This window comes from Microbulbifer mixtoriginis (SeqCode) (genome assembly GCF_052466865.1).
The window spans coordinates 998,682-1,020,191 of record NZ_CP174293.1; the positions used below are offsets into that span (position 1 = coordinate 998,682).

General features: G+C 47.8%; 18 protein-coding genes. 3 read left to right on the forward strand and 15 right to left on the reverse strand.

Features of this window, described 5'->3' with window-relative positions; genetic code table 11:
- Window positions 1-38: 38 nt before the first annotated feature.
- The 14 genes from ACJJJA_RS04570 to ACJJJA_RS04635 form a co-directional block, all read right to left on the reverse strand.
- Window positions 39-1,670 (reverse strand): long-chain-fatty-acid--CoA ligase, encoded by a 1,632-nt coding sequence (locus ACJJJA_RS04570; protein WP_444903863.1) that lies wholly within the window; start codon window positions 1,668-1,670, stop codon window positions 39-41.
- Between the two features lie 348 nt (window positions 1,671-2,018).
- A complete protein-coding gene (locus tag ACJJJA_RS04575) occupies window positions 2,019-3,479 on the reverse strand; it encodes a M48 family metalloprotease (RefSeq protein WP_252084565.1) in 1,461 nt (486 codons plus the stop codon).
- Window positions 3,480-3,507: 28 nt separating this feature from the next.
- Entirely contained in the window at window positions 3,508-4,170 is a 663-nt protein-coding gene (locus tag ACJJJA_RS04580; RefSeq protein WP_252084566.1) for a hypothetical protein, read from the reverse strand.
- An 11-nt stretch (window positions 4,171-4,181) separates the two neighbouring features.
- Entirely contained in the window at window positions 4,182-4,850 is a 669-nt protein-coding gene (locus ACJJJA_RS04585; protein WP_252084567.1) for a hypothetical protein, read from the reverse strand.
- Window positions 4,851-4,873: 23 nt separating this feature from the next.
- Entirely contained in the window at window positions 4,874-5,878 is a 1,005-nt protein-coding gene (locus ACJJJA_RS04590; protein WP_252084568.1) for a VWA domain-containing protein, read from the reverse strand.
- Window positions 5,875-6,957 carry a VWA domain-containing protein gene (locus tag ACJJJA_RS04595; protein WP_444888019.1) on the reverse strand — a complete coding sequence of 361 codons (1,083 nt, stop codon included), beginning with the start codon at window positions 6,955-6,957 and terminating at the stop codon, window positions 5,875-5,877. Before ACJJJA_RS04595 ends, ACJJJA_RS04590 begins: the two co-directional genes overlap by 4 nt.
- Window positions 6,947-8,251: a hypothetical protein gene (locus ACJJJA_RS04600; RefSeq protein ID WP_444903864.1), complete on the reverse strand. Its 1,305-nt coding sequence runs from the start codon at window positions 8,249-8,251 to the stop codon at window positions 6,947-6,949. The genes ACJJJA_RS04595 and ACJJJA_RS04600 overlap by 11 nt, the downstream gene beginning before the upstream one ends.
- A 47-nt stretch (window positions 8,252-8,298) precedes the next feature.
- Window positions 8,299-9,093: a MotA/TolQ/ExbB proton channel family protein gene (locus tag ACJJJA_RS04605; protein WP_252084571.1), complete on the reverse strand. Its 795-nt coding sequence runs from the start codon at window positions 9,091-9,093 to the stop codon at window positions 8,299-8,301.
- A 25-nt stretch (window positions 9,094-9,118) separates the two neighbouring features.
- Window positions 9,119-9,325 carry a hypothetical protein gene (locus tag ACJJJA_RS04610; protein ID WP_444888021.1) on the reverse strand — a complete coding sequence of 69 codons (207 nt, stop codon included), beginning with the start codon at window positions 9,323-9,325 and terminating at the stop codon, window positions 9,119-9,121.
- A gap of 13 nt (window positions 9,326-9,338) precedes the next feature.
- Complete coding sequence (locus ACJJJA_RS04615; RefSeq protein ID WP_444903865.1) at window positions 9,339-11,429, reverse strand: PEGA domain-containing protein; 2,091 nt, start codon at window positions 11,427-11,429, stop codon at window positions 9,339-9,341.
- Window positions 11,430-11,704: 275 nt separating this feature from the next.
- Window positions 11,705-13,258 (reverse strand): tetratricopeptide repeat protein, encoded by a 1,554-nt coding sequence (locus ACJJJA_RS04620; RefSeq protein WP_444903866.1) that lies wholly within the window; start codon window positions 13,256-13,258, stop codon window positions 11,705-11,707.
- A 95-nt stretch (window positions 13,259-13,353) separates the two neighbouring features.
- Complete coding sequence (locus tag ACJJJA_RS04625) at window positions 13,354-14,577, reverse strand: hypothetical protein (protein ID WP_444883770.1); 1,224 nt, start codon at window positions 14,575-14,577, stop codon at window positions 13,354-13,356.
- A gap of 17 nt (window positions 14,578-14,594) precedes the next feature.
- Window positions 14,595-15,752, reverse strand: coding sequence for a hypothetical protein (locus ACJJJA_RS04630; protein ID WP_444888024.1), 1,158 nt, complete (start codon window positions 15,750-15,752; stop codon window positions 14,595-14,597).
- Window positions 15,753-15,918: 166 nt separating this feature from the next.
- Window positions 15,919-17,214, reverse strand: a complete 1,296-nt coding sequence (locus ACJJJA_RS04635; RefSeq protein WP_252084577.1) for a tetratricopeptide repeat protein — start codon at window positions 17,212-17,214, stop codon at window positions 15,919-15,921.
- Between the two features lie 586 nt (window positions 17,215-17,800).
- On the opposite strand from ACJJJA_RS04635, the gene ACJJJA_RS04640 reads away from it, so the two are divergent.
- The 3 genes from ACJJJA_RS04640 to ACJJJA_RS04650 all read left to right on the forward strand — a co-directional run bounded on the left by ACJJJA_RS04640 (window position 17,801) and on the right by ACJJJA_RS04650 (window position 20,956).
- Window positions 17,801-18,868 (forward strand): branched-chain amino acid aminotransferase, encoded by a 1,068-nt coding sequence (locus ACJJJA_RS04640; RefSeq protein WP_444899081.1) that lies wholly within the window; start codon window positions 17,801-17,803, stop codon window positions 18,866-18,868.
- 373 nt (window positions 18,869-19,241) lie between these two features.
- Window positions 19,242-19,838, forward strand: a complete 597-nt coding sequence (locus ACJJJA_RS04645; protein WP_252084579.1) for a Yip1 family protein — start codon at window positions 19,242-19,244, stop codon at window positions 19,836-19,838.
- A gap of 182 nt (window positions 19,839-20,020) precedes the next feature.
- On the forward strand, window positions 20,021-20,956 hold the full coding sequence (locus ACJJJA_RS04650; protein ID WP_444888026.1) for an alpha/beta hydrolase: 936 nt from the start codon (window positions 20,021-20,023) through the stop codon (window positions 20,954-20,956).
- Between the two features lie 15 nt (window positions 20,957-20,971).
- On the opposite strand, the gene ACJJJA_RS04655 is transcribed toward ACJJJA_RS04650, so the two are convergent.
- Window positions 20,972-21,457, reverse strand: coding sequence for a hypothetical protein (locus ACJJJA_RS04655; protein ID WP_252084581.1), 486 nt, complete (start codon window positions 21,455-21,457; stop codon window positions 20,972-20,974).
- Window positions 21,458-21,510: the final 53 nt, after the last annotated feature.

The following is a 21,510-nucleotide window of genomic DNA, read 5'->3' on the forward strand; positions in this document are numbered from 1 at the left end:
GAACTGGTTGCTAAGATGCTTGCCTTTCTGATGGCAATTTATACTGATACTTCTTGAGGCCAGAGGTGTTGTGCAAATTGCTGCCGCAAGTCTTTCTTGCTAATTTTTCCCGTAGCGGTATGGGGGATTTCTGAGGTGATAATACAGTCATCAGGAATCCACCATTTTGCGAAGCGCCCGTGAAAAGCGGCGAGAATCTGCTTGGCTTCGAGCTTTCCGTCGGTCTCTGGCACCACGATCAATAGTGGCCGTTCGGCCCATTTTTCATGAGCGACACCTATAACTGCTGCCTCAGCAACTCCATCAAGGGTTATAGCGAAATTTTCAAGCTCAATGGAAGATATCCATTCTCCCCCAGATTTAATCACATCCTTGGTTCGGTCGGTGATGGTCAGATAGCCTAAAGAGTCTATAGTGGCCACATCGCCGGTATCAAACCATCCGTCCACCGTGAGCGCAGACTCTTCGGCTTTATAGTAGCGTTCGCAAACCCAAGGGCCTCTTACCTGTAGTGTGCCAAAAGCAATACCATCGTGAGGAAGGGGGCTGCCGAGAGGGTCTACAATTCGCATTTCTACTCCAAACCCCGCACGGCCCTGCTTCAGGCGTAGGGCCTTGGCTTCATTCTTAGGTAAATATTCATCTATGCGGGCATTGTAGGTACCAAGTGGGCTCATCTCTGTCATACCCCAGGCATGATGGGTATAGACACCATGCTTTTCTTCAAACTCTTCCATGATACTCCAAGGGCAGGCAGAGCCGCCGACGACCACACGGTTCAAGCTAGAGACCTTTTCTCCACTTTCACGCAAGTATTTGAGAAGTGCTAGCCAAACGGTGGGCACGCCAGCGGCGATGGTGACTGACTCTTGTTGTATAAGTCTACTAAGTGTTTCACCACAACCCATTTTAGGGCCTGGTAAAACTAACTTAGCGCCAACAGCAGGTGCCGCGTAGGGAATGGACCAAGCATTAACATGAAACATGGGCACTACGGGAAGGATGGCTTCATCGCGGCGTATGGCGAAGACATCGGGCATTAGTACCCCGTAGGTGTGCAGTGTCATTGCTCGGTGAGAGTAGAGGACTCCCTTAGGGTTCCCTGTGGTGCCGGAGGTATAACAGAGAGCGGCGGCACTTTGCTCATTCAATTCCGGCCAGTGGAAATCGCCAGAATGATTATCGAGAAGCTCTTCATAGCAATAGTAATTATGTAGAGTGCTTTGGGGCATATGAGCCCTGTCGGTTAAAACGATGAAACCCTCTACGCTGTTGAGTCTATCAACCATTTTTTCAATAAGCGGAACAAACATTGGGTCGATAAACAGCCAGCGATCTTCGGCATGCTCGACAATATAATGAATTTGTTCCGGAAATAAGCGTGGATTGATGGTATGGCAAACAAATCCACTACAGGAAGTCGCATAGTAGAGTTCAAAATGACGATGGTCATTCCAGGCTAGAGTGCCGATACGATCTCCATTGCTGGCTCCAAGTCTGGCTAGGGCCTGGGCAAGTTGGGCAGAGCGTTTAAAGGCCTCTTTGTAGGTGTAGCGAAACTGAGAATTATCCGTAGTAATGGAGACAATTTCACTATTGGGTGAATTACTCAAGGCGTGCTGCATGATACCGGTTAGGGTAAGTTGTGACTGCATCATCATGCCGTTCATTTAAAGCTCCTATTATTATGGTTTTTAGCATTTGATCTATATAGGGTTGTGCGGATCGATATTTATGCCTTGCTATGAATGAAGAATAAAAAAGAATACATTGTACTGTGCATAAGCTGTGAATATGTTTCTATGCACTTAATTAAAGTATCCATACACCACTGATGTTACTGGCATAGAGTGTTCTTCAATCGTGAGTAAGGTAGACCAAGGGGTCTCTATGAAGAATGAAAAATTCTGCACGTATAGTGAATTCCGTAAGTTATTATTTAATTTTCCATACGGTATTTCTCAGGTATACAGAATATTGCTACAAATGCCAAGAATAATTGAAAGGTGGTAGCTTTTTTACTGGATTATTTTGATCCATTCACCGGGCTCTGGTTCGCCCCGAGGATAATAACCATTGAGAAGTCGCAGCTGTTCCTCAGCATATTCACCAATTTCCATGTGTCGTGCCAGGGAGGAAAAGGTAGTTTTTTCTGTGGCTTTTACGTAGCGCAGTCGTCTTATATCCTTCTCTACAATATCGGTTTCCCGCAAGGGTCTGAAACTGCGAATACTGGTTAAAAATAGTGTGTCATAATGTTCAAGATCATCTTTTTTCTGCGATGATGCATTGGCCACTTTACCTTCCAGCATAAATTGACGGCTGCCGTAGTAGATAATTGCAACCCGATCTAGATCAATATTATTCTTTTCAAGTGATGGGACTTTACCTGTGTGTCCCTCTAATCGGTATTGATTTAGTTTTTCATCTTGTTCCAGCTTGCGTAAATCGTACTGCTCACGCAAGGCCATATCTGCGGGTTGATTCCCCTCACGTTTAGCGACCTTAATCGTAATTGTTGCTGATTGGTCAGGAGCTGTGCCTACGATGGAGGAGCGTTGATTGGCTACTGTCCAACCATCAGGAAACAGCAGTGAGAAGCCTAAACGTTTATGATTAAAACGATTTTTATTGGATTGCCTGGCATTATCACCGTAAACAAGACCATCAGTTTTTTCACGGTAATAAGCTACTTTAACATCCTTGCTCTCTTCAGGTAGGGTACCTGCGGCCTTGACTACTTCCTGTAGACGAATATCGTTGCGTGGGTGAGTAGAAAAAACGCCATGATATGTCTGCGGTTTTTTACCCTCCACACGCGCCCGTCTGCGGGCGAAGATTTCCTGATCTTTTAGTATGCCAATTACATTGAGCATTGCGGTGGGATCATAACCGGCTTTGAACATATACTGCGCACCAAAGCGGTCTGCCTCCAACTCCATTTCCCTCCCATAACCTTTCACCGCAGCAGTACTCCAGAGATTTGCTGCATCACCAACAACCCGGCTACCTGTTACCAATACAGATAATACTGATGCGGCACTGGCACCAGTGGCAGCGGTTTTTTGACGAACGGCATGGCGTGCAGTGATATGGCCTATCTCATGGGCGAGCACAGCTGCCATTTCTGCTTCGGAGTGAAGGTAAGTCAGCAGGCCGCGATTGATATATACATAGCCTCCAGGTAGGGCAAAAGCGTTGATATCCTGGCTATCGATAATCGTGAAGTGATACTTGATGTCGGGCCTATCGCTGGCTGCCGCTACTTTTTGCCCTACGTGGTCAACATAGGCGGTGAGTACTGGATCCTGGTAGATAGGGGTGCTTTCGATCAGCTTTTCATGCATTTCTTTGCCGATAGAAATCTCTTTATCCTCAGACATCAAGACCAGATCGGGTCGGTTGGTGGCCGGGTTGAAAGCACATGCAGTACATACAAGGACCAATAAAAAGACGTACCACCGAAAGAAATTTTGCATTAACCCTGCCTCCCTGCTTATTTATTGTTTAAGAACTGCTGCCTGCTGCGGGTACCAAAAATTGCTGTAGTTGTACGGCCATCCCTTTACAAGCATTGTTTTGTACCCGTGCGATCAGTGGGATTGGTATTACGATGGCGGGCATATAAGATGTGCCTTTGGCATCTGCGCTCAGCTTTCCGGACAGCTCTCGATCGCGAAAATCCCATACTGATGCTTCATAGTCAGATTCCTTATCCCAGGTACCGAAACCGAAACAACCAGCTCCGCCAGTACTGATCGTGCAGCTTATTGAGCCGGCACTGGCAGTGGTTTCTGTGGAGCCGTCTATCCAGACGATGTATTTCACCCCATAAGACTCCATTCGCTCACGGACCTCCTTATTTTCCATAAGGCGATCGAGTGAACGCACATGCATGGGGGCGGTTCTTGGCTCAAACCAGGGATACATAAGATCGACAAACTCTTTTTCGGGAATAATATTAACCCCCATCTCAGGATTGTGTAATTCTCTGCCGACACAGTCGATAAGATTGGGTTCTGTTTCGTAATCACTGGAATGGCGGCGCCCTAATATCACCACGGAATCCCCAGCCGCAAGTTCACCATCGCTACGTCTGTATTCATCAATAACTACAGTGGTGCATCCGCTAAGGATGAGCAGGGATATAACAATTAATGGCTTGAACACGATGAAACCCTCTATTCAGCCTGTGGGGACTTTACTTTAAATTCCTGTAATGACGCAGATCTAATCCTGCCAGAGAGAAATGCCTGTAGCTCGGGAACCTTTTCGAAACCTGTATATAAGGTTGCACCTGCATCGCGAAGAGCAATATTGATTGCCTGGGTTAAGGCCTGCTCTTGGGACTGTAAAAAGGCGGTTGGTGTTTTACCGTAAGCAGTGATCACCCAGTTGGCAACTTGGTTTCCCTGGGAGTCATAGGCGTTCATATCATATTTGATCCACACCTCAAAAATATTGACTCTTGTTTCTCTGGGCATGGTGAACTGAAGTTCACGGACTTCCGGAACTATAACAAGCTCAACATTAGCGGGGACATCCTTAGGGTATTCAGAAAGTGAGATAGTATTGACAAACATAGAGCGGAGAACTGTTTCAAATAGATTTCCCTGTGCTCTACCAGTATTTATTTTCCATTCCTCTCGGTCCTCACTATCCTCCTGATAGGTATAATTTTTGAAATCCTCGCTCAGATAGATACCCACGGAGAGTGGAAATTGATGACCTACAGGGGCGGGATAGTTTCCTTCAACCTGAACCGTATGGGAGCAGGCCGTAACCATTAGAGAGAGAAAAACCACAATCGCTAGATGAAATGTGGGTGTCTCCTTTATCCTGTGCTTCATGCATGACTCCTGATAACAATCAGCTAGCGAAAATCATTAAGTCCAACAAAAGTGCCACCATTACGATAGGTTAGTTCTCTCATCAGCGCGGCAAAACGTAATCCGGTAGTTTGCAAATGCGGAGGCCTGGAAAACTGTATTGGGAACCCTACTGCGTGGATGCGAATATTGCGTTTACCCTCTCCATGTTGGGCATTGACTCGATCCACAGCCAACATGACATTGCGAATTGATTTCCCTGTAAATTCATCACCTAATACATAGATGCTAATTTTTTTACTGGGATCGTAGAAACTACGCACGGCTTTTTGTATGCCCTCTACAGGACTAGAGTTACTGAAAGGGTTCCATGTTTTTAATCGTTGGAGGATCGCCTGGCGACGTCCAGGGGTATCGGGGATCCACTTGTTGCGGTAATTGAAAAACATGTAATCCCCCATGTCATTCATTACCTGAATACCTTTGACGTTGGGATACAGGTCTAAAGTATTGACCATTTCCGCCATCATGCGGTCCCAACCATAGTTAAACATACTGCCGGAGGTGTCGATAATGAAAAGAATGTATTCACTGTCGACTGGTATACCACCTATGACATTATTTTTACGCTGGTAGTTTTCGCCGAGTAGGCGACGCATTTCTTCGGTCATCGTCTGAAGAGCGATCGTCAACTCACCCTTCAACTTGCCTTCCTGGCTTTGTCCTTCCGTTTTACTGGCGTAGACGGCCTGCAGAGCTTGAAGTTCTCCACGTAGATTGGCAATGCGCTTGCGCTCAATGTCAATCTGCTCGCGCTTGGCGTTGAGGTCCCGGTTGAGGACGGTGGTTTCACCACGAATTTCTGCGATTTGTTCTTGAAGCTCTATAACCTGAGCCTCCAGATCTATCTCCGCTTCTTCCAATACAATGGGCTCGGCTGTTTTGGCAATCATTAACAGCAATACAATAGCGCCAAATCCACAGCAAATGACATCGAGAAAGGAGATGCTGAATTCTTCTTGGCGTTTTTTCTTTGAAGAACCAATCATGGCCAATCCCTTGATGGGGCGAGAAAAGATCCTTGAGTTTGCATGGCCAGTTTCCAGTATTCACTGGCCGCGAAAGGGTCACCTTCCATTGGGGTGAGAATGATATTGATTGGTACATTCTTGGGAAGCACTTTAACCGCACGTTTGAATAAATTACGGCGTTCTCTACCTGAGACAGTGGCACTTCTGGGTGGCTTCATACCTTGTGTAGGCAGGCCATCGGTGATCAAAATAATGTTATCGGGTAAAGGTGTCATGGCGTGAATGGCATTGAATACCCTTTCTAAACTAGTGCCATTTTCTGGCACGATTTCATCCAATTGTTTGATTGCTTTATCCAACTGGTCACGATCATCCACATTGAGCCAGCGATCTTCCGTCCCGGTGATTGCGGCGCGAAAAGATGTATTGAAAGTATAGATCTGGTACTGACTATCTGGTGGCAACTGGGCGGTGAGCCAGGAAACGGTATTGATGGCCCGACGCCATTTTTCTGTCTGACGTTTAACCCTTGATGACATATTGCGGGCGCGAATAACTTTGATAAGTTCATCACCGAGCATTGAAGCAGAGGCATCAAGTAAAATTAGGATGCGATTACCACCAAGTCGAAGCCCTGTAAGGTACTGACGGTCACCATCTCCACTATATTTTCGGACATTGTTACCGAGCTTCTTATTTTCTTCCTCTAAGTCCTTTTTGGCCTGTTCTAATTTTTTGAGTTTGTCTTGTAATCTTTTTATGTCTTCCTTTTCATCAATACTGTCCACTTCGGCAATATTGCCTTTTACCTCTTCTATTTGTTCGAGTATACGACGTGCAAGTCCTTGTGCCTCTGCGAGTTCATCGCTGACGATATCCAAGGTGTTGCGTGCCAATACAAGGTGCTCCTCCCCAATTTCAACTTCTTCTTGTAGCAGGTTGACTTCAGCGCTCAAGTCCTCAGTTTCTACTTCGATTTCGTGATCGGAGCCATGCTTAATAATTAGAAAAATTAGTGCAACCGCACCAAATCCACAGGACATGATGTCTAGAAAAGATAAGCTGAAGGTAGAAAAGCGACGCTGTTTACGTCTCATAGCGTTCCACACTGATTGCAGTTATGACGTCATGGCGATCCGCAATTCCGATCTTATCTCCGGCGTTTAGGTTAACCGGTGCTGCAATTTCCTCACCGTTAAGCATCAGACGAATTCCCGCATCTACTCTTAATGCAAGACGCCCCGCATGGTTGGTAACCGTTGCTGCTGGGTGCTCAGGAGGGGTGGGAGTAACCTGAAATTTATCTTCGTGCCAGAAAACAAATAGTGGCTGTTGTGCGGCAAGGGCGCGATGGCCATATAAAAGATGTGTGGCTACGGCTTCTGAAGGTGCTTCTAAATGCAGGCTGATTTCACTTTCTGGGGCGGCTCTGACACTGCTCACTAATCGCAAAGCAGAGTCAGGACTGCGCAACTCTGTCCAGCGATTCTTAATAGATTGGGCAGTGCTGTCCCTGGATAGAAGGTGCATACGCTGGGCTATCTGCAGACCACCGGGAATTTCTGCCCAGCGATGGGATATAAAGCTCACACTGCCACTATCTGCAAGGTTTTCAATCATTGCCCGAACACGGGAAAGAATAGGAGCTGTAGCGTCCTGAAGTTGGCGCAAAGATATTTTTGCCGTACGATCATCTAACTCTGCAAGAACTTCCCCCTGACTCATTGCGCGGCTGACCCACTGGGGCATCAAATCATAGAGTTGCTGTTCGGATTCTGCAGAGTGCAGTGGATCAAAACGGCACTGCATAACGAAAGCATCCGTGAAAACTCTTGCCCAGGCCTCTTGAAAATGACATAGGCCTGCATCTGCAACACTCTCCGATGATTTTACGGTGGCTTGGTTATCCACCGAAATACGGGAAACGAGAGTTTGATGTAGTTGCAGTTCTACATGCATTTGCAATCCAGCGGGGGCCAAGTCACCAATAGCAGCACTGGCAGAGTCAACCAGGCCAACCACATTCATATTGCTTTCTTTAATAATCCCGAGTAACAGCGCTAATTGCTCGCGGGTAAAATTGCCTGGTACTGCTAGCACCAATTCTTCGGGAAGATCACAGTGTTCGGATATTTCTTGTAAGTGGCAGTAGGCAAGATCGGCATGGTGGCGGCAGCGTTGGTTGGTTGATTTTAAAGATTCTAAACTCAGCCTTCGCCAAAACTGGTTGTTGACTTGGGTGGGGTGGCTGCGGGCACGCATTTGCGCTGCGGTGCCTATGTGAATACGTCCCGGTTCAATTACCGCAATACCGGGGCTTTCCAGAACTTCCGTGGTATCGATAAAAACTCTTAAACCACAGTCATTGATTTCAAGGACACCTTGTCCCATGGAGTATTCCTCGCGGCGAATATCCGAGATGATAATTTTAAGTTCGGCTAGCTGATTTTGAGAAATCTCAGCAGGCGGTTATCGCAATAGTTCTGTGTATCCAAGACCAGTCTTTCTTGCATAAGCTGTAACTGGTGGGTAAAAAACATAATGACAATGCTGATCACCAGGGCAATAAAGGTTGAGTTGAAGGCGACCCCAAGGCTTACGGTAACCCCGGCAATATCACCCTCTACTGCTTTATGGGCTTGAGAAAGTGCCTCGCCGATGCCGCGCACGGTTCCGATAAACCCGATCGAGGGAATTGCCCAAGTGATATAGCGCACCATTGCTAATTCCGAGTCGAGCCGATCGCCCTCTGTTTCGCACACTTCTTTTACCGAATTGGAAACCGCAGCCACATTTTTGGTAGAACCGAATCTTTGTAGCGCGGTGAGCAGTGCTCTTGGCACGAGATAACTTCGCTCCTCTTCGGGTAGTGCTTGTATGGGGCGGGACAGGTCGCGGGTGTCTTCGGGTAATATAGGTGTGCCTTCGCTGATATTAAGAAGGGCTTTATCGAGCAGTTTGCGCTCGCGTATGCTGCGGTGTGCCTTTAGGCCCATGATTGCCATGGCCCACAGCATCAGTACAAAGCAAGCTTCCTGCTCGTAGTCTTTCATCACAATATAAATGGAACGTTGCTGAACGTAGGTTTCTCCTGCTGCCTCCCGTGCAAGCTGTTCTTCTATCAAGGCATCTGCGTTAGGGCGAATAATGGCAACATAAATGGCGTGAACCAGGATAATAGATCCCAGCAGAGCAAATATCTGGAACACAAAGTCTGAGGATTTGAATTTCATGGTGGTGCCCTTGGCGGCTTCTCTTTTAAATATCCACAGGATAGGAAACAGATAAGTCTTCAGAAATTTCTTCTGAAGACTTGTAATCATCTGAACGATTGCCCTTGCGTTTGTTTTTTTCTGTTTTTTCCTTGTTCGCCTGAGCAACGGTCATCTCATTGGTATCTTCTTTCTCCTGGGCAAATAAGTAAGAGGGTAAAAGAATGATGAGTATTAAAATGATCCTGAACATCTTCACTCCTTCTTTAATTAATCCAGCGCGCGACCCTAAATCCAATATCATTGCGGGGAGCTTCGCCATAATCACGGTAAGATAAACGCAGTTCGGTTAACCCTGAATGACGCCAGCTAGAGCCGCGAATTACATGGTAGTCGCCATCCTGTGGGCCAATCGGATTTTCTTCCAGGCGCGATGAGAGTCCGGTACCAATGGTATAGAGGTCGTGAATCCACTCAGAAACATTGCCACCCAAGTCGTATATACCAAGAGGATTTGGACTGTAACTGCCGACGGGAGCTGTGGCTGCATAGCGATCGCTATAGGTACGTAATACTGCCGGGACCAGCTTGGCAGCGTGGCTGTCGGCATAGTTACCAGAGTTGGCGCCGATAGGTAGTTCATTGCCCCAGGGGTATTTACGCATGGTGCCCTTATCATAGCGTGCCAACCAGGCCCATTCGGCTTCTGTGGGAAGACGATAGCCATCTGCCGCTGAATCAAACCCAACTATTTTGCCGCGCTCGGTTAGGTATACAGGGTTAAGACCTTCACGTTCACTGAGCCAGTTGCAAAATAAAGCCGCATCGGCCCAACTGACATTGACGACAGGTAGGTTGTCATTATCCAGGCTAACTCCATTCACATGCCTTGAGGTATGCATACGTTTAAAGCGTCTGAATTCTCCATTAGTGACTTCGGTGGCTCCAATATAAAAAGGACGATTGAGAGCGACTTGGCGCATCACCTCATTGGCACGGCGCCCTTGTTCACGTCGTGAGGATCCCATAGTGAATACAGCATTGGGACGCATTAACTTCATGGTTCCATTCGCGCCATGTTGATAGGATGCCGGAACCTGCTGCCAGCGAGCCTGCTCTTTGGTCAATAATACTGCGCGTACCGTCTGCTCCAGCTTGTCGCTTGGGATTACTCTGGTATCAAATGCTTGGTAGCCATTTTTCCTCACTTCAATTTTGTGACTTTTCGTTGGGAGGTTGAATGACTGTCCGCTTTTACCCGCATATTGCCCATCAATATAAACCTCTGCATCAGTGGGTACACTCGTTACAAATACCCTACCGTACACGGCGTTTAAGTTAACGCTGAGATCCCGTTCCATTCCGGCGGAAAGGTCTATGGTGTGTACTACAGAGGCGTAACCTTCTTTAAAAAAGCGTAATCGATGAGCTTCTCCTGATGACAATTCAAGTTCAAGAGGAGTGTGTCCGCGGAACTCCCCATCAACAGTTACACTGGCGCCTTCGGGAATTGAAACAACTCGTAATAGTCCATCGGCTGGGCCCAGATTTACCGTGGGAAGGGCTTGGTCCACACCGGCGGTAACGGCTATTGGGACATCGACAGTTTTATGTTCTGGTAGGGAGATGGAGACAACCCTATCCCCTTGCACCAGCTCTGTATTGAGAGGTGTTGTGCCAAGAGTTTTTCCATTGGAGGTGACAGTGGCACCTGGGGGATTACTACTAATACGTATATTGGCCCAGGCTGGACGAAGTTTTGCTTGCAAGCGATGAGTGTTGTCGAGCCCCTCGACTTTGATTACTTGGGTATAGGGGAGATAACGATCGGAGAGAATTGTTACCCGAAGGGAACCTGGGCGTATATTTTCCACCAGTCCGTTTGTATTGGGCACTTCACCGCCATTGATTATTACTTTGACTGGAACCGGGGGGTCTGTTTCAACTTGCAGATGGCCTGGCAGCTTATCCAGGGTCACTGCATGGCGGCTGTGCCCATCGCTGCCGACTTCAACCTCACCACTCTTGGATAAATAACCATCTGCACTGATGGTGTAACTGTAGTTGCCGGGAAGCACCAGATGTCCATCTCCCAGTGGCAGGGCAAAGCCATTAATATTGACTTTTGCATTGTTAGGCACGGTTTCAAATATGAGGGAGCGGGCGATGACTAAGTAGGTCAGCGCCAAGAGACTTAATAACAGGCAGGCCGCTACTACCAGTGCACGCTTGGACAGGAACAGGCGTGCACGGTTAGAGCTGACTTGAACCGGTGTGAAACCTATAGGTTCGATGAGAGGTGAGTCATCGACTACAGGCTCATTATCACGAACTGAGACCGCCTCTTTCACTGCCATTTACACTTCCCTATTGCTGTGTCGTTATGGAGTTATCGCAATAATCTGGCACCGATGAAATACGCGCTGAAGCGCAGCCGATACCAAGGCTGGGTTGGATGTTTTTTTGTGTGAAATAAAGCTTAGCTCGCTGCCACCGGAGGGTTGGCGATCAGCGAGCCGTTTGTCACAGAACACCTCTTTTCCTGTGAATGAATCTTCTGATTCATCTCAGGATTTGCCCCTTGCGAATATCTTCTTTATTGGATTTTCATCTCGCTCAGGGGTTCTTGTCTTCAGCTATTATTAGCGCCGTTTACTTTCTCTGCGCACTGAATGACCACTTCGGTGACAGGTTTTCCGGGTTTTACAATGAACTCACGCCGTACATCCCGATACCCATCGCGGGTACCAATGGCTGTGTAGCGACCGGGTTTTAAGGCGATTTCTCGTTGGTCAAAATTACCCAGTCGTCCAACATGGTAAATCGTGACACTGGTACTACGATCGGATTTGAAACGAACGGGTAGAGGTATCAGAGCTTGGGTAAGCGCATTTTCTAGGTCTTCTATTTGCTGAACTAAGCGTGGTGTTTGACCGTTTACTTTACGTGCATCGGCTAAGACAGTGCGGGCAAAGTGGTTGCGCTTACCCTCACTAAGGGTAAGGGGGTCTTTGAGTAATTCTTGTAACTGATCATCTAATTTGGCCCTGGCAGAAGAGCGTGCCTTCCCCGTAACTGCAGCAACCAGGCTACTATCCTTTTTCAACAAGGCCGTATAACTTTTAAGAGCATCACGCCAATCTTCTTTTTTTTCCTGTGAGCGTGCCAAGCTCAGTAGTTTATTAATTTTCTCCCGCTCCATACCATTTTTTGCCTGTTGTAGGCCGATGGTCGGTGCTTTAGCAGTAGGCTTTAATACTTGCGCTTGATTGAAGAATTGTTTAGCGGATGTGTAATTTTTATCGGCAATCGCTGCGTAGCCCGAAGACATAGCCTTTTGATAGTCTCTCTCAGTGATTTTTATTTCAACCCTTGCCAGTAATGCTTGAGCTTCAACAGTCTCAGGGTCAACCGAGAGTGATTGCTCAAGAGATGACTTAGCCTGGTCTAGGTCGGAATCGGAGTAGGCGTCTTTTGCCTGAATATATCTCCACCAGGCAGAGGGTAATTTATCGGTCCGCTCAAGTCCCTTGAGACCTCTTGGGTGATCTTTAGAGATAGTAAGTACTAGATTAAATGCATCTAGTGCAGAATCCTTATCCCCTATATCCAAAGCACGTTTACCCTCGCTAAGGTGTAACTCAATTCGCTCGGGAATACTGTCACGCAATGTCTCTAGTGCTTGTAAGGATTCCCGGTACTTTTCCAGGGCTTGCATGAATTGTCTTTTTCGATAAAGGCTATCAGCCTTTAGAGCTAGGTCTTCAGCGGAGTAGAAATCTTCGAATGCCCATAACTCAACCTGACGTTCTTGTAGCTCCTCTTTAAGGGCGAGAATATCTTGCAGAATTTTTTGCACATCCCTGCGTTGCTGCATGATTTCAGCATCGGAATAGGGGGATGCCTGTGCCGGATCTTCCTCTGGTGCATTTATTGTTTTGGCAACAGCGGTTTTATCGGTTTGTAATTTTGGAGTTTGCACAACTTGGGGAAGTCCCCAGAAAACCCCTACCAAGCCACTGAGCATTACTGCCCCCAGCAAAAAAGGCCAGTATGAATTTTCCCTTTCCGGCTTGTCAGTTTTAGGGCTGGTTTTCTTGGGGATGCGAGCTTCCTCACCGCCAAAGCTAAACTCTGCGGGCTCGATCGGAGTTGAATCTTCCTTGGTGTTATTGCGGTGCTGCATAGTGATTCCGCCGTTTTATTAAGTTACCCAGTGAAGATCTTGGGTGCTTGCTAAGGGTTAAAATCTGACCGGTTTACCTCGATAAGGTCTGCACTTCATATACTGGTTTCGGAAGACGCTGTTTCGGCTTCATAAATTTCTTTCAAGATTTCCCGCCACTGACGATATTGGTTCTCTACTGTGCCGCTCAGGGTGACGGTGCGATCTTCCAGTTCGACAATTTGTGGTTCGACTTCAGCCTCCATCGAGTCTCCCAATTCCTGCAGAGCTTCCAGATGCATCTTGGCATCTGCACGACGATCAAAGCCGCTCTTAATTAAATAACCGCCAGCACCAATACCTACCTGTCCCGCAGCCTGGGCACTGCCTCCTCCTGCACCGGCTGCGGCAATACCGCCGATAATGGCCGCGGCCCCCATGATGGTGTGGTTGCGGGCTTTACGCTTGAGTTCGCGCATTTGCCGAACTTCCTCATAGCTGCGTGCTCGCCACTCTTGGTAGGGTACTTCCATAGTTTTGGCAAAAGTGCCGTAGTATTCCTGGAGTGTGTCCACAAATAGATAATCGCGCTCACGGATTTTTCGTACTCGCTGCAACATAGGATCATTTTCTGCAGGTAGAGCGCTCAGGTAATAAATACCTTCTTGGCTTTGCTGCAGATAGCGCGTAAAGGCTTCGGGGGAAAAGCTCCTGGCGAAGCGCATCTCAGAGATAGTGCGGATTTCAGCAATCTGTTGATTGGATAGCCCTTGTCGATAATTCAACATGTCATTGGAAACCCGGTTATAGATTCCCTGAAAGGCATCTCCTTCAGTAGGGTGCTTACGATCATAGGCGTAGTGAGAAGCGTATTCCGAATATTCCTTGGTAAACCAGCGTTGACCACGGGAATCGGTAACGGTCACTTCCATGGTGAGAATTTCACCATCGGATTGGATTATCTTTCCAGAAACCGTTACATCAATATTGGTGCGGGCAGATGGGATAACTCTCACTGCCCCCCAACCCAGGCTGGACTGCAATGAGTCAGCCAGGGTGACTGCCATAAAGCGGGACTCAGCCTGGCGTAATTCGGGAAAGACCAGGGTGTCTTCGTCAACTTCAACAGTGTCTATACCGGGATCGAACTGGATAACGCCGACGTCCAGCAGGCGCTCTTCCGCAATATTTTTGTCCTCAATGGTGAGGGGAGTAAATGCAGTAGTTCGTACTTCGGTTGTGGTACATCCGCTAAGTAGTGCTAGCAGTAACCCAGCAGTTATCAATGCGAGCCGAGCTGTAAATAAACAGCGATAGTTTTTTCGAGTTAAAAGTGCCATCTATGCGTCCTCTGTAACTACTTCGTCGCATTTTTATATTTTCGATACTCTTCCCAGAGCTTTTCCCGTAATTCAGGATCGGTCTCCCGTGTGGCGGCTTCACGAATTTGTCTTGCCACTACATCATCATCGGTACCACTGGGAATATCTGCAGGCACCACAGGCTGTGAGCCGCTGTGGTTGTACTCCCCTTGGCGCCCCTTAGTGGGTAAACCGGGGCCTGTTACCTGGCCGCTGGAATTGTTTTGCTGTGGGCCCCCGCCGCTGGGTGCTCCGCTTCCGGGTGGAGGGGGGATTTCGGCTTCCGCAGATTCAATGAGATCTTCCAGTGATTCTCCAGGTGGCGCTTCATCCATTGCCTCTTCCTCGCCCTCTTTTGAAGCGGAACCAGGCCTGTTACGGACATAGTCCCGTTCACGCAGGATCATGCCGTCGTAGCTCACCATAGTGGATTCGAAGCGGCCCTCAAGCTCTGCGACTCTCTCCGCGGCTGTGCTGGGAACTTCATTGGGCGCACTGCCAGCGCGAGTAGAGCCACTACTGGGTTGACCGTTGGTGGACGCATTGCTATTTGAGGCTGAACTACTCGACGAGGAGCTGTTCGAGGAAGAACTACTTGATGAGGAGCTACTTGAAGCCGAAGCTGTTTGCTCCTCCTCGGAGAAGTCGATCTCATCCGGCGGGGTGCCGTCCTGGCTAGAAGAGGGATCTGGAGGCGTACGTCTTTCATCCGGAGATTGCTGTGAATCACTGTAGACAGGGGATGATGGAGAGCGATTGCGGGAATCTGCCTCCGGCATGCTATCACCTGCTGAGGGTTCACGGGAGGAACGTTGATTTTCACTGGAAGCTGTTCCGGACTTTTGTTGGGACTCTCGCTGTGCCGTTGGCATATTCGCGCTGGGTTGGCTCGAAGAACGACTACTGGGTTGCCCACCACTGCTACTGGACTGTGACTGGCTAGAGCTCTGTGAACTACTGCTAGAACTGCTGCTTGATGAGGCGCTGCTCTGAGACTGAGATTGCGAGCTGGAAGAGGGCATCGCCGGTGGTTGCGATTGGGTTTGCTGGCTTTTACATCCAGTAATCACTGTAGTCAGTACAACGACAGAGAACAGAGTGTGCCAGCTAATGCCCTGGCGGTGACTTTTTCGTACCGCTTTCCGAGTTGTCATCTCTTTTCTCCTAGAAGGGCTTGGCGTTATGCCGGGAGGCCGCGATCAATTCTGCGACTCCCCGGCTGCCCGGAAAATGGCTGGTGTGGAAATTTAAAAGTAGTTGTTATTTGATTATTTGCGCGCTCTCCACAACACATCACTCAGTGTCTTTTCAGTGAATCACTCAATCGAAAACAAAGCGCTGAACAATACCGCGTGTTGCTACCGCTTCACCATCTTCAAAGCGCGGCCGGAATTTGGCGCGTTTAAGTATGTTTCGGACTTTGGAGCGAATCTGTACTTTATCGGATGGGTAGGCTCTGAGGATTTTAATATTGCGTGCTTTGCCAAAGGCAGTGACATCGTAAGAAACAGTGATATGTGAGTTGGCCAGGGCTTTGCTTTCCGATTCCAAAATCGGCAGGGCAGGAAGTGCGATCGGGCGACCAAAAATATCCTCAATTTCATCGCTGGAGGCACCATTGTCCCACAGAGATTTATAAGCCTCTCCATAAGTGCGGCGCGCGGAATGCCATTTATTGAACATCATATACCAGTCGCCCAACTCGACTTTTGCTTTTGCAGATGCGGCCGGGGGCGATTGAGGGTTACGCTGGTAGACATCAACGATTCGGGTAATCGCTTTTTTGCCAGTATTGAAGCTCTTCATTCGATAGTGGTCTACCATACTGCGCTGACTTACATCGGGGCCGCCGCCAAAGCTGGTATTGACGACGAGCGGCGCCTGGGCCTCTCCTTTGTAATTGGCGAGATAGTAATTCGTTGCTTTCAGCCCGCGTAGTGCGTCCACAAGACGCAGATCGTTGGAGCCAAAATTTTTGCTGATGATATCGACTGCGAGGGTGTAGAGCTTGGTGGCGTTGATTAGGTGCTCGACCAGAGTTTCACCTTTCTTCTCAACATAAGACTGTAGGTGCCAGCGACTCAGGTTATTGATTACAGGCAACATCCGAGGATCTTTTTTACCGTAATTTTTTTCGTGCAACCAGTAGAGATACTGTTGGTTGTCGTTGGCTTCTTCCCATTGATTCAACGCAATCTGGCTTTCTATCAAGCGTTCAATCATCGGTATCTGACTGAGGGAATAGAGGCCCTCATTCACTCTATTAACTAACATTGCACGGCGGAATTCGGTGGCGGCTTCCTCATGGGCTCCAGCTTTCTGCAGTGCAGTGGCCAGGCCCAGCAGCTGCTCATCAATACCGATACCATAGGCACCATACTCAGCTTCAAGATCTTCAATGCGTTCACGGTAATATTCGACAGCCTCTGAGGGGCGCAGTTGTCTTCGGTTTTTTTTCAGCGGTTTGGAGGCGGCTTCAATAAAGGCCTGGGGAGGGCCTTTCGGATCTGGATTCGCAGTGGCGTCATCTGCGGCAATGGCGCCGTTACACAGCAGTGCTGTGGCTGTAAACATCAAGCCGATAGCAAGGCGATTGCAGGTATCTATCTGTGTCACGATTGAACCACTTCCATTCCGGTTTACTTTGCCCACAGCTGTGCAATAGGCCTTAGCCATCACGCAGGGGTGTGGATCTCGTCTCCGCCCGATCGCCGGAAAACCGACAGATACGGTGGAAGCTCTCTCCTGAAATGTGGTTCTGTTACAACTCTGAAGGCACGTCTTTTTTACTCATAGCCGCTCAGAGAAGCCGCATCCGGAGGCTTATTTTTGCGCTCCTGGCTGCGTATTAAACAGTATAGCCAGCACAGTCTGTCATCAGAGGGATTGTGACGGAGACTTCAACCAACCGGTGAATAGGTTACCGGGATGCCTGCGGGCACTCTTTCGGTTTAGCAGCTGGGGAGAAATAGCAGTGCCGAAGGTCGGCAAGTAAGTGCCAAAAATTTTTAGAGTAAATTTAAGTGACTACTCGATGGCTTTGCGCTGCAGGGGTAAGAACAGGAGTATTTGGATTTTCATCCTATATGAATAGGTTTGATTAGGTGAAAACGGCTAAAGCCATGGGGTCTGTGGTCACTACATTTGGATTGCTGGCCGGCAGGCGCCATAATCAGCCGATTCGAATGAGAGGAGAGTGTCGGTGAGCATCTATATCGATCCCGAAGTGGCCGCAAGCCTGCGTGGATATGAAGTACCCGAGAGGCTGGGCTTCGGGACGGCAATGGCCCCTATAATGTTTCGTGCAGTCTATCAGGACGGTTGTTGGAGTCAGGGTGAGTTGATTCCCTATGCACCCTTGTCGATAGATCCTGCAGCAAAAGTACTGCACTACGCTCAATCGTGTTTTGAAGGAATGAAGGCCTACCGGACCCAGGCTGGTGGTATTGCTCTATTCCGTCCCGAGAAAAATGCTGAGCGAATGGCCTTTTCTGCCAAACGCTTGTGTATGCCCCCGGTGCCAGAATCCCTGTTTCTCGATGCCGTGCGTACTGTTGCTTCCTATTGTGCCAACCTGGTACCCGGTAATAGCGGCGAGTCTCTCTACTTGCGGCCGTTTCTGATTGGCACCCAGGCGGACCTTACCGTATCTGCTAGCAGCTCTTATGAGTTCTATGTGATTGCCAGTCCCTCAGAGGCTTACCACTCCGGTAGCATGCGTCTTTGGGTGGAGAGGGAAGATGCACGCGCCGCAGTGGGTGGCACAGGGGATGCCAAGGTTGGCGGTAACTACGCGGCCTCTCTATTGAGCGTAGGACGGCTCAAGGAGCGCGGTTACGATCAGTCTCTATGGCTCAATCCGTCTGACCGAAACAGCGTAGATGAACTCTCTGGCATGAACTTCTTTGCGGTAATTGAAGGGACATTGCATACGCCAGCACTGACCGGCTCCATCCTGGAGGGTATTACCCGTTATTCACTATTGGAGCTGGCCGAAAGCCTGGGCTACCAGGTCGTAGAGGAGTCCATTCCGGTTGATCGATTACTCAGCCAGATAGCTTCTGGCAGCTGCACAGAGGCTTTTGCCTGCGGTACTGCTGCTATTATCAGCCCTATTAGCGTTATTGGTGATGCAGAGCATTGCTATGAGCTGCAGCAGGCTCCAGGTCCTGTGGCCGAAGCTTTACGTCAGGCGCTTCTGGATATTCAAGAGGGGCGGGCAGAGGATCGCTTTGGCTGGATGCAGACTGTTGAACCTGCGAGCTTCTGAGCTTAGCTAAATTATTAAAAGTAACCGGCTGTAGGTTGGTGGCTGGTTACTTTTTTTAATTAGCGAAATTAGCATGGCAGCATTTGATTTTTCTCTACTTCTGCCTCTTTCCCTTTAGTCTGGGGTTGTTTGGTATCACCTCACGCTTTAAAAATGTTTCCGCGAGAAACGTGCATGTAAGCATTCCCGCCAATCTCTTTTCTACGGTTGACTTGAACGACTGTTGCTCCTACAAGTAACTCGATACAAGAAGAAACGCACTGGAGCTTTTGGGGTGGCCTTTTGGTAGTACCTTCATATTGACCGGCAGTTCCAAGATCAATTTGACTAGATAGGTCGCACTCAGAGTTCCCTAGAACCTGAGGAAAACAGAATGTTGACCCATATGTTCGGCCTGATGCTCCAACCTCGCAAGCAGTGGGAGTTGATTAGCTGCCTCCCCGAGAAAAAACTTCGCCGACAAATCTCCTACGTTATTATTTTGGCACTATTCCCTGCAATCGCCTGGTATTTTGGCACTACTCAGGTGGGTTGGAGTATCGGCAATGGGAATCCGGTAAGAATAACCGGCCAGAGTGCGTTGGAATTGGTAGCGGTTTTCTATTGTACGATGGTGTTGGCGGTTGTCTCAATTGGGTACTTAATTCACTGGATGGCGAGAACCTATGGTGCAGAAACGCACCCGATGAAAGGTGTAGTCGTGGCAGGGTTTACAGCGACTCCAATATTTTTGGCAGGTATTGCGGGAATCTATCCGGTGTTGTGGTTGGATATTTTGTTGGCAACTGTGGCGGTAGCTTATGCGGTGTATCTACTTTACCTAGGGATTCCTATTGTTATGGGTGTCTCAGAGGAGCGAGGATTTCTTTTTGCCAGTGCAATTATTACTGTTTCCCTGGTTATCGCTGTAATAATTATGGTAGGCACGGTATTGTTCTGGAGCTATGTGTCCGCTCCTGTTTTCCACTGATTTTTTTTACAGATCACTACCTGTGAATTTTTGTGTTTATCTGCCAGTCGGTTTTACTTGAGCCGGCTGGCTTACCCCCTTCATTTATCAGCTTGTCTTGAATCTATTTTATCTCAACTCAATTGTAATATTCCTTTTTGCACCAAAACACTATGGGTGCTGTTACTCTTTGGAGGTCTCTTTTGAGGAAAGTAAATCCGAACCTCTCTGAATTTCTCAGAGTATGCAATGAGTTGTTATCAGAGCGTACAGCCAAAGGTCATGCCTTTAGTGTTATCGACTCTCGCGAGAGGTCGGAAAGGATAATACAGGAATATGTTACAGACATCCCGGACATTGACCAGGTGATAGATGATGAAATCTATACCAGTGGATACAATGTCCCTGTGAGGATATTTAACCCTAATTCGAGCTTGGCACTACCGGTTCTTTTATATCTGCATGGGGGTGGTCATATGCTGGACAGTGTTAAAGCCTATGACCCTATTTGTCGTAAAATGGCGATAGCTACACAGCATATTGTGGTGGCACCAGAATATCGGCTTGCTCCAGAAAATCCTTATCCAGCCAATATTGAAGATACTTGCGCTGTAGCTCGTGGAGTTTGGGCGAGCCTTTCCCGACACAAGATCGACTATCAAAAGTTACTCTCAGTAGCGGGAGACTCTGCAGGTGGTTCTTTATCGGCAACTTTGTCGCATATAGCACAATTTGACACTGGGATTTATATAGACAAACAGGTTCTTATTTATCCTTGTGTTGACTATACGGCAGGCTGTCAATCTTACCAAAAATATGGGAAAGGATATTTTCTAGAAGCTGAGAAATGTTACTGGTTCTTTGAAAAATATTTTCGGGATGGCCAGTGTAGAAAGTCGGCATCTCCACTTTATATGGATTTTACTCAAAGGCTGCCAAAAACTCTGGTGATTACAGCAGAGTTCTGTCCCTTGTGTGATGAGGGTAAATTTTACTTTGAGAGGGTGAGGTCGGTTGGTGCACACGCTGAGTATATACACTTTGAGGGTGTTATACATGGATTTTTAAATGTTGAAGATTTGCTCAAAGATATTTGTGCAGAAGCTTATGAAAAAATAGGTAGATTTCTGAACAGCTAAATTATTGTAAATTCTTCAGCCAGGCTTGTAATGGTACTTAAGAATATAGCCATTGCTGAGCTCCAATTGCTCAGAAGCTTCTTTTCCAATAGAGAGTTCAATTTCAGTGATCGCATTGATTATCTGTGTGGGCTCGACATCAATGCATTGAATACTCATTGAATAAATGGCACCTTCTTTACTGTCAACAGAATATTCAATAACTTGCAGAAAAAGACTATCTGTCCCATATAAGATTTTAATGCCGGGGCCCTTTAATAGGGGGATAGTATATTTTACAGCCCCCCAGGGGCCATCGCAGCGAATTGCCTGGTACTCTGAGGGCGCTGTTTGGGCAGATGTAGACTTAGATTCCTTACTTAGGGTTAATTCACTCAATATCTGTCGAGTATGAAACTGCCATCCCTCTGGGGTTGTAATCTCAATCTTTAAAGTCGGTTGAGCAAGCACCTGAAAACTTAGAAAGGCAAATGGCATTAGAATCAACTTGCGAAATTCCATCTTGATTGCGATTCCTTAGGGAATGTGGGGTACGGGCAAACGTGCTTTCAATA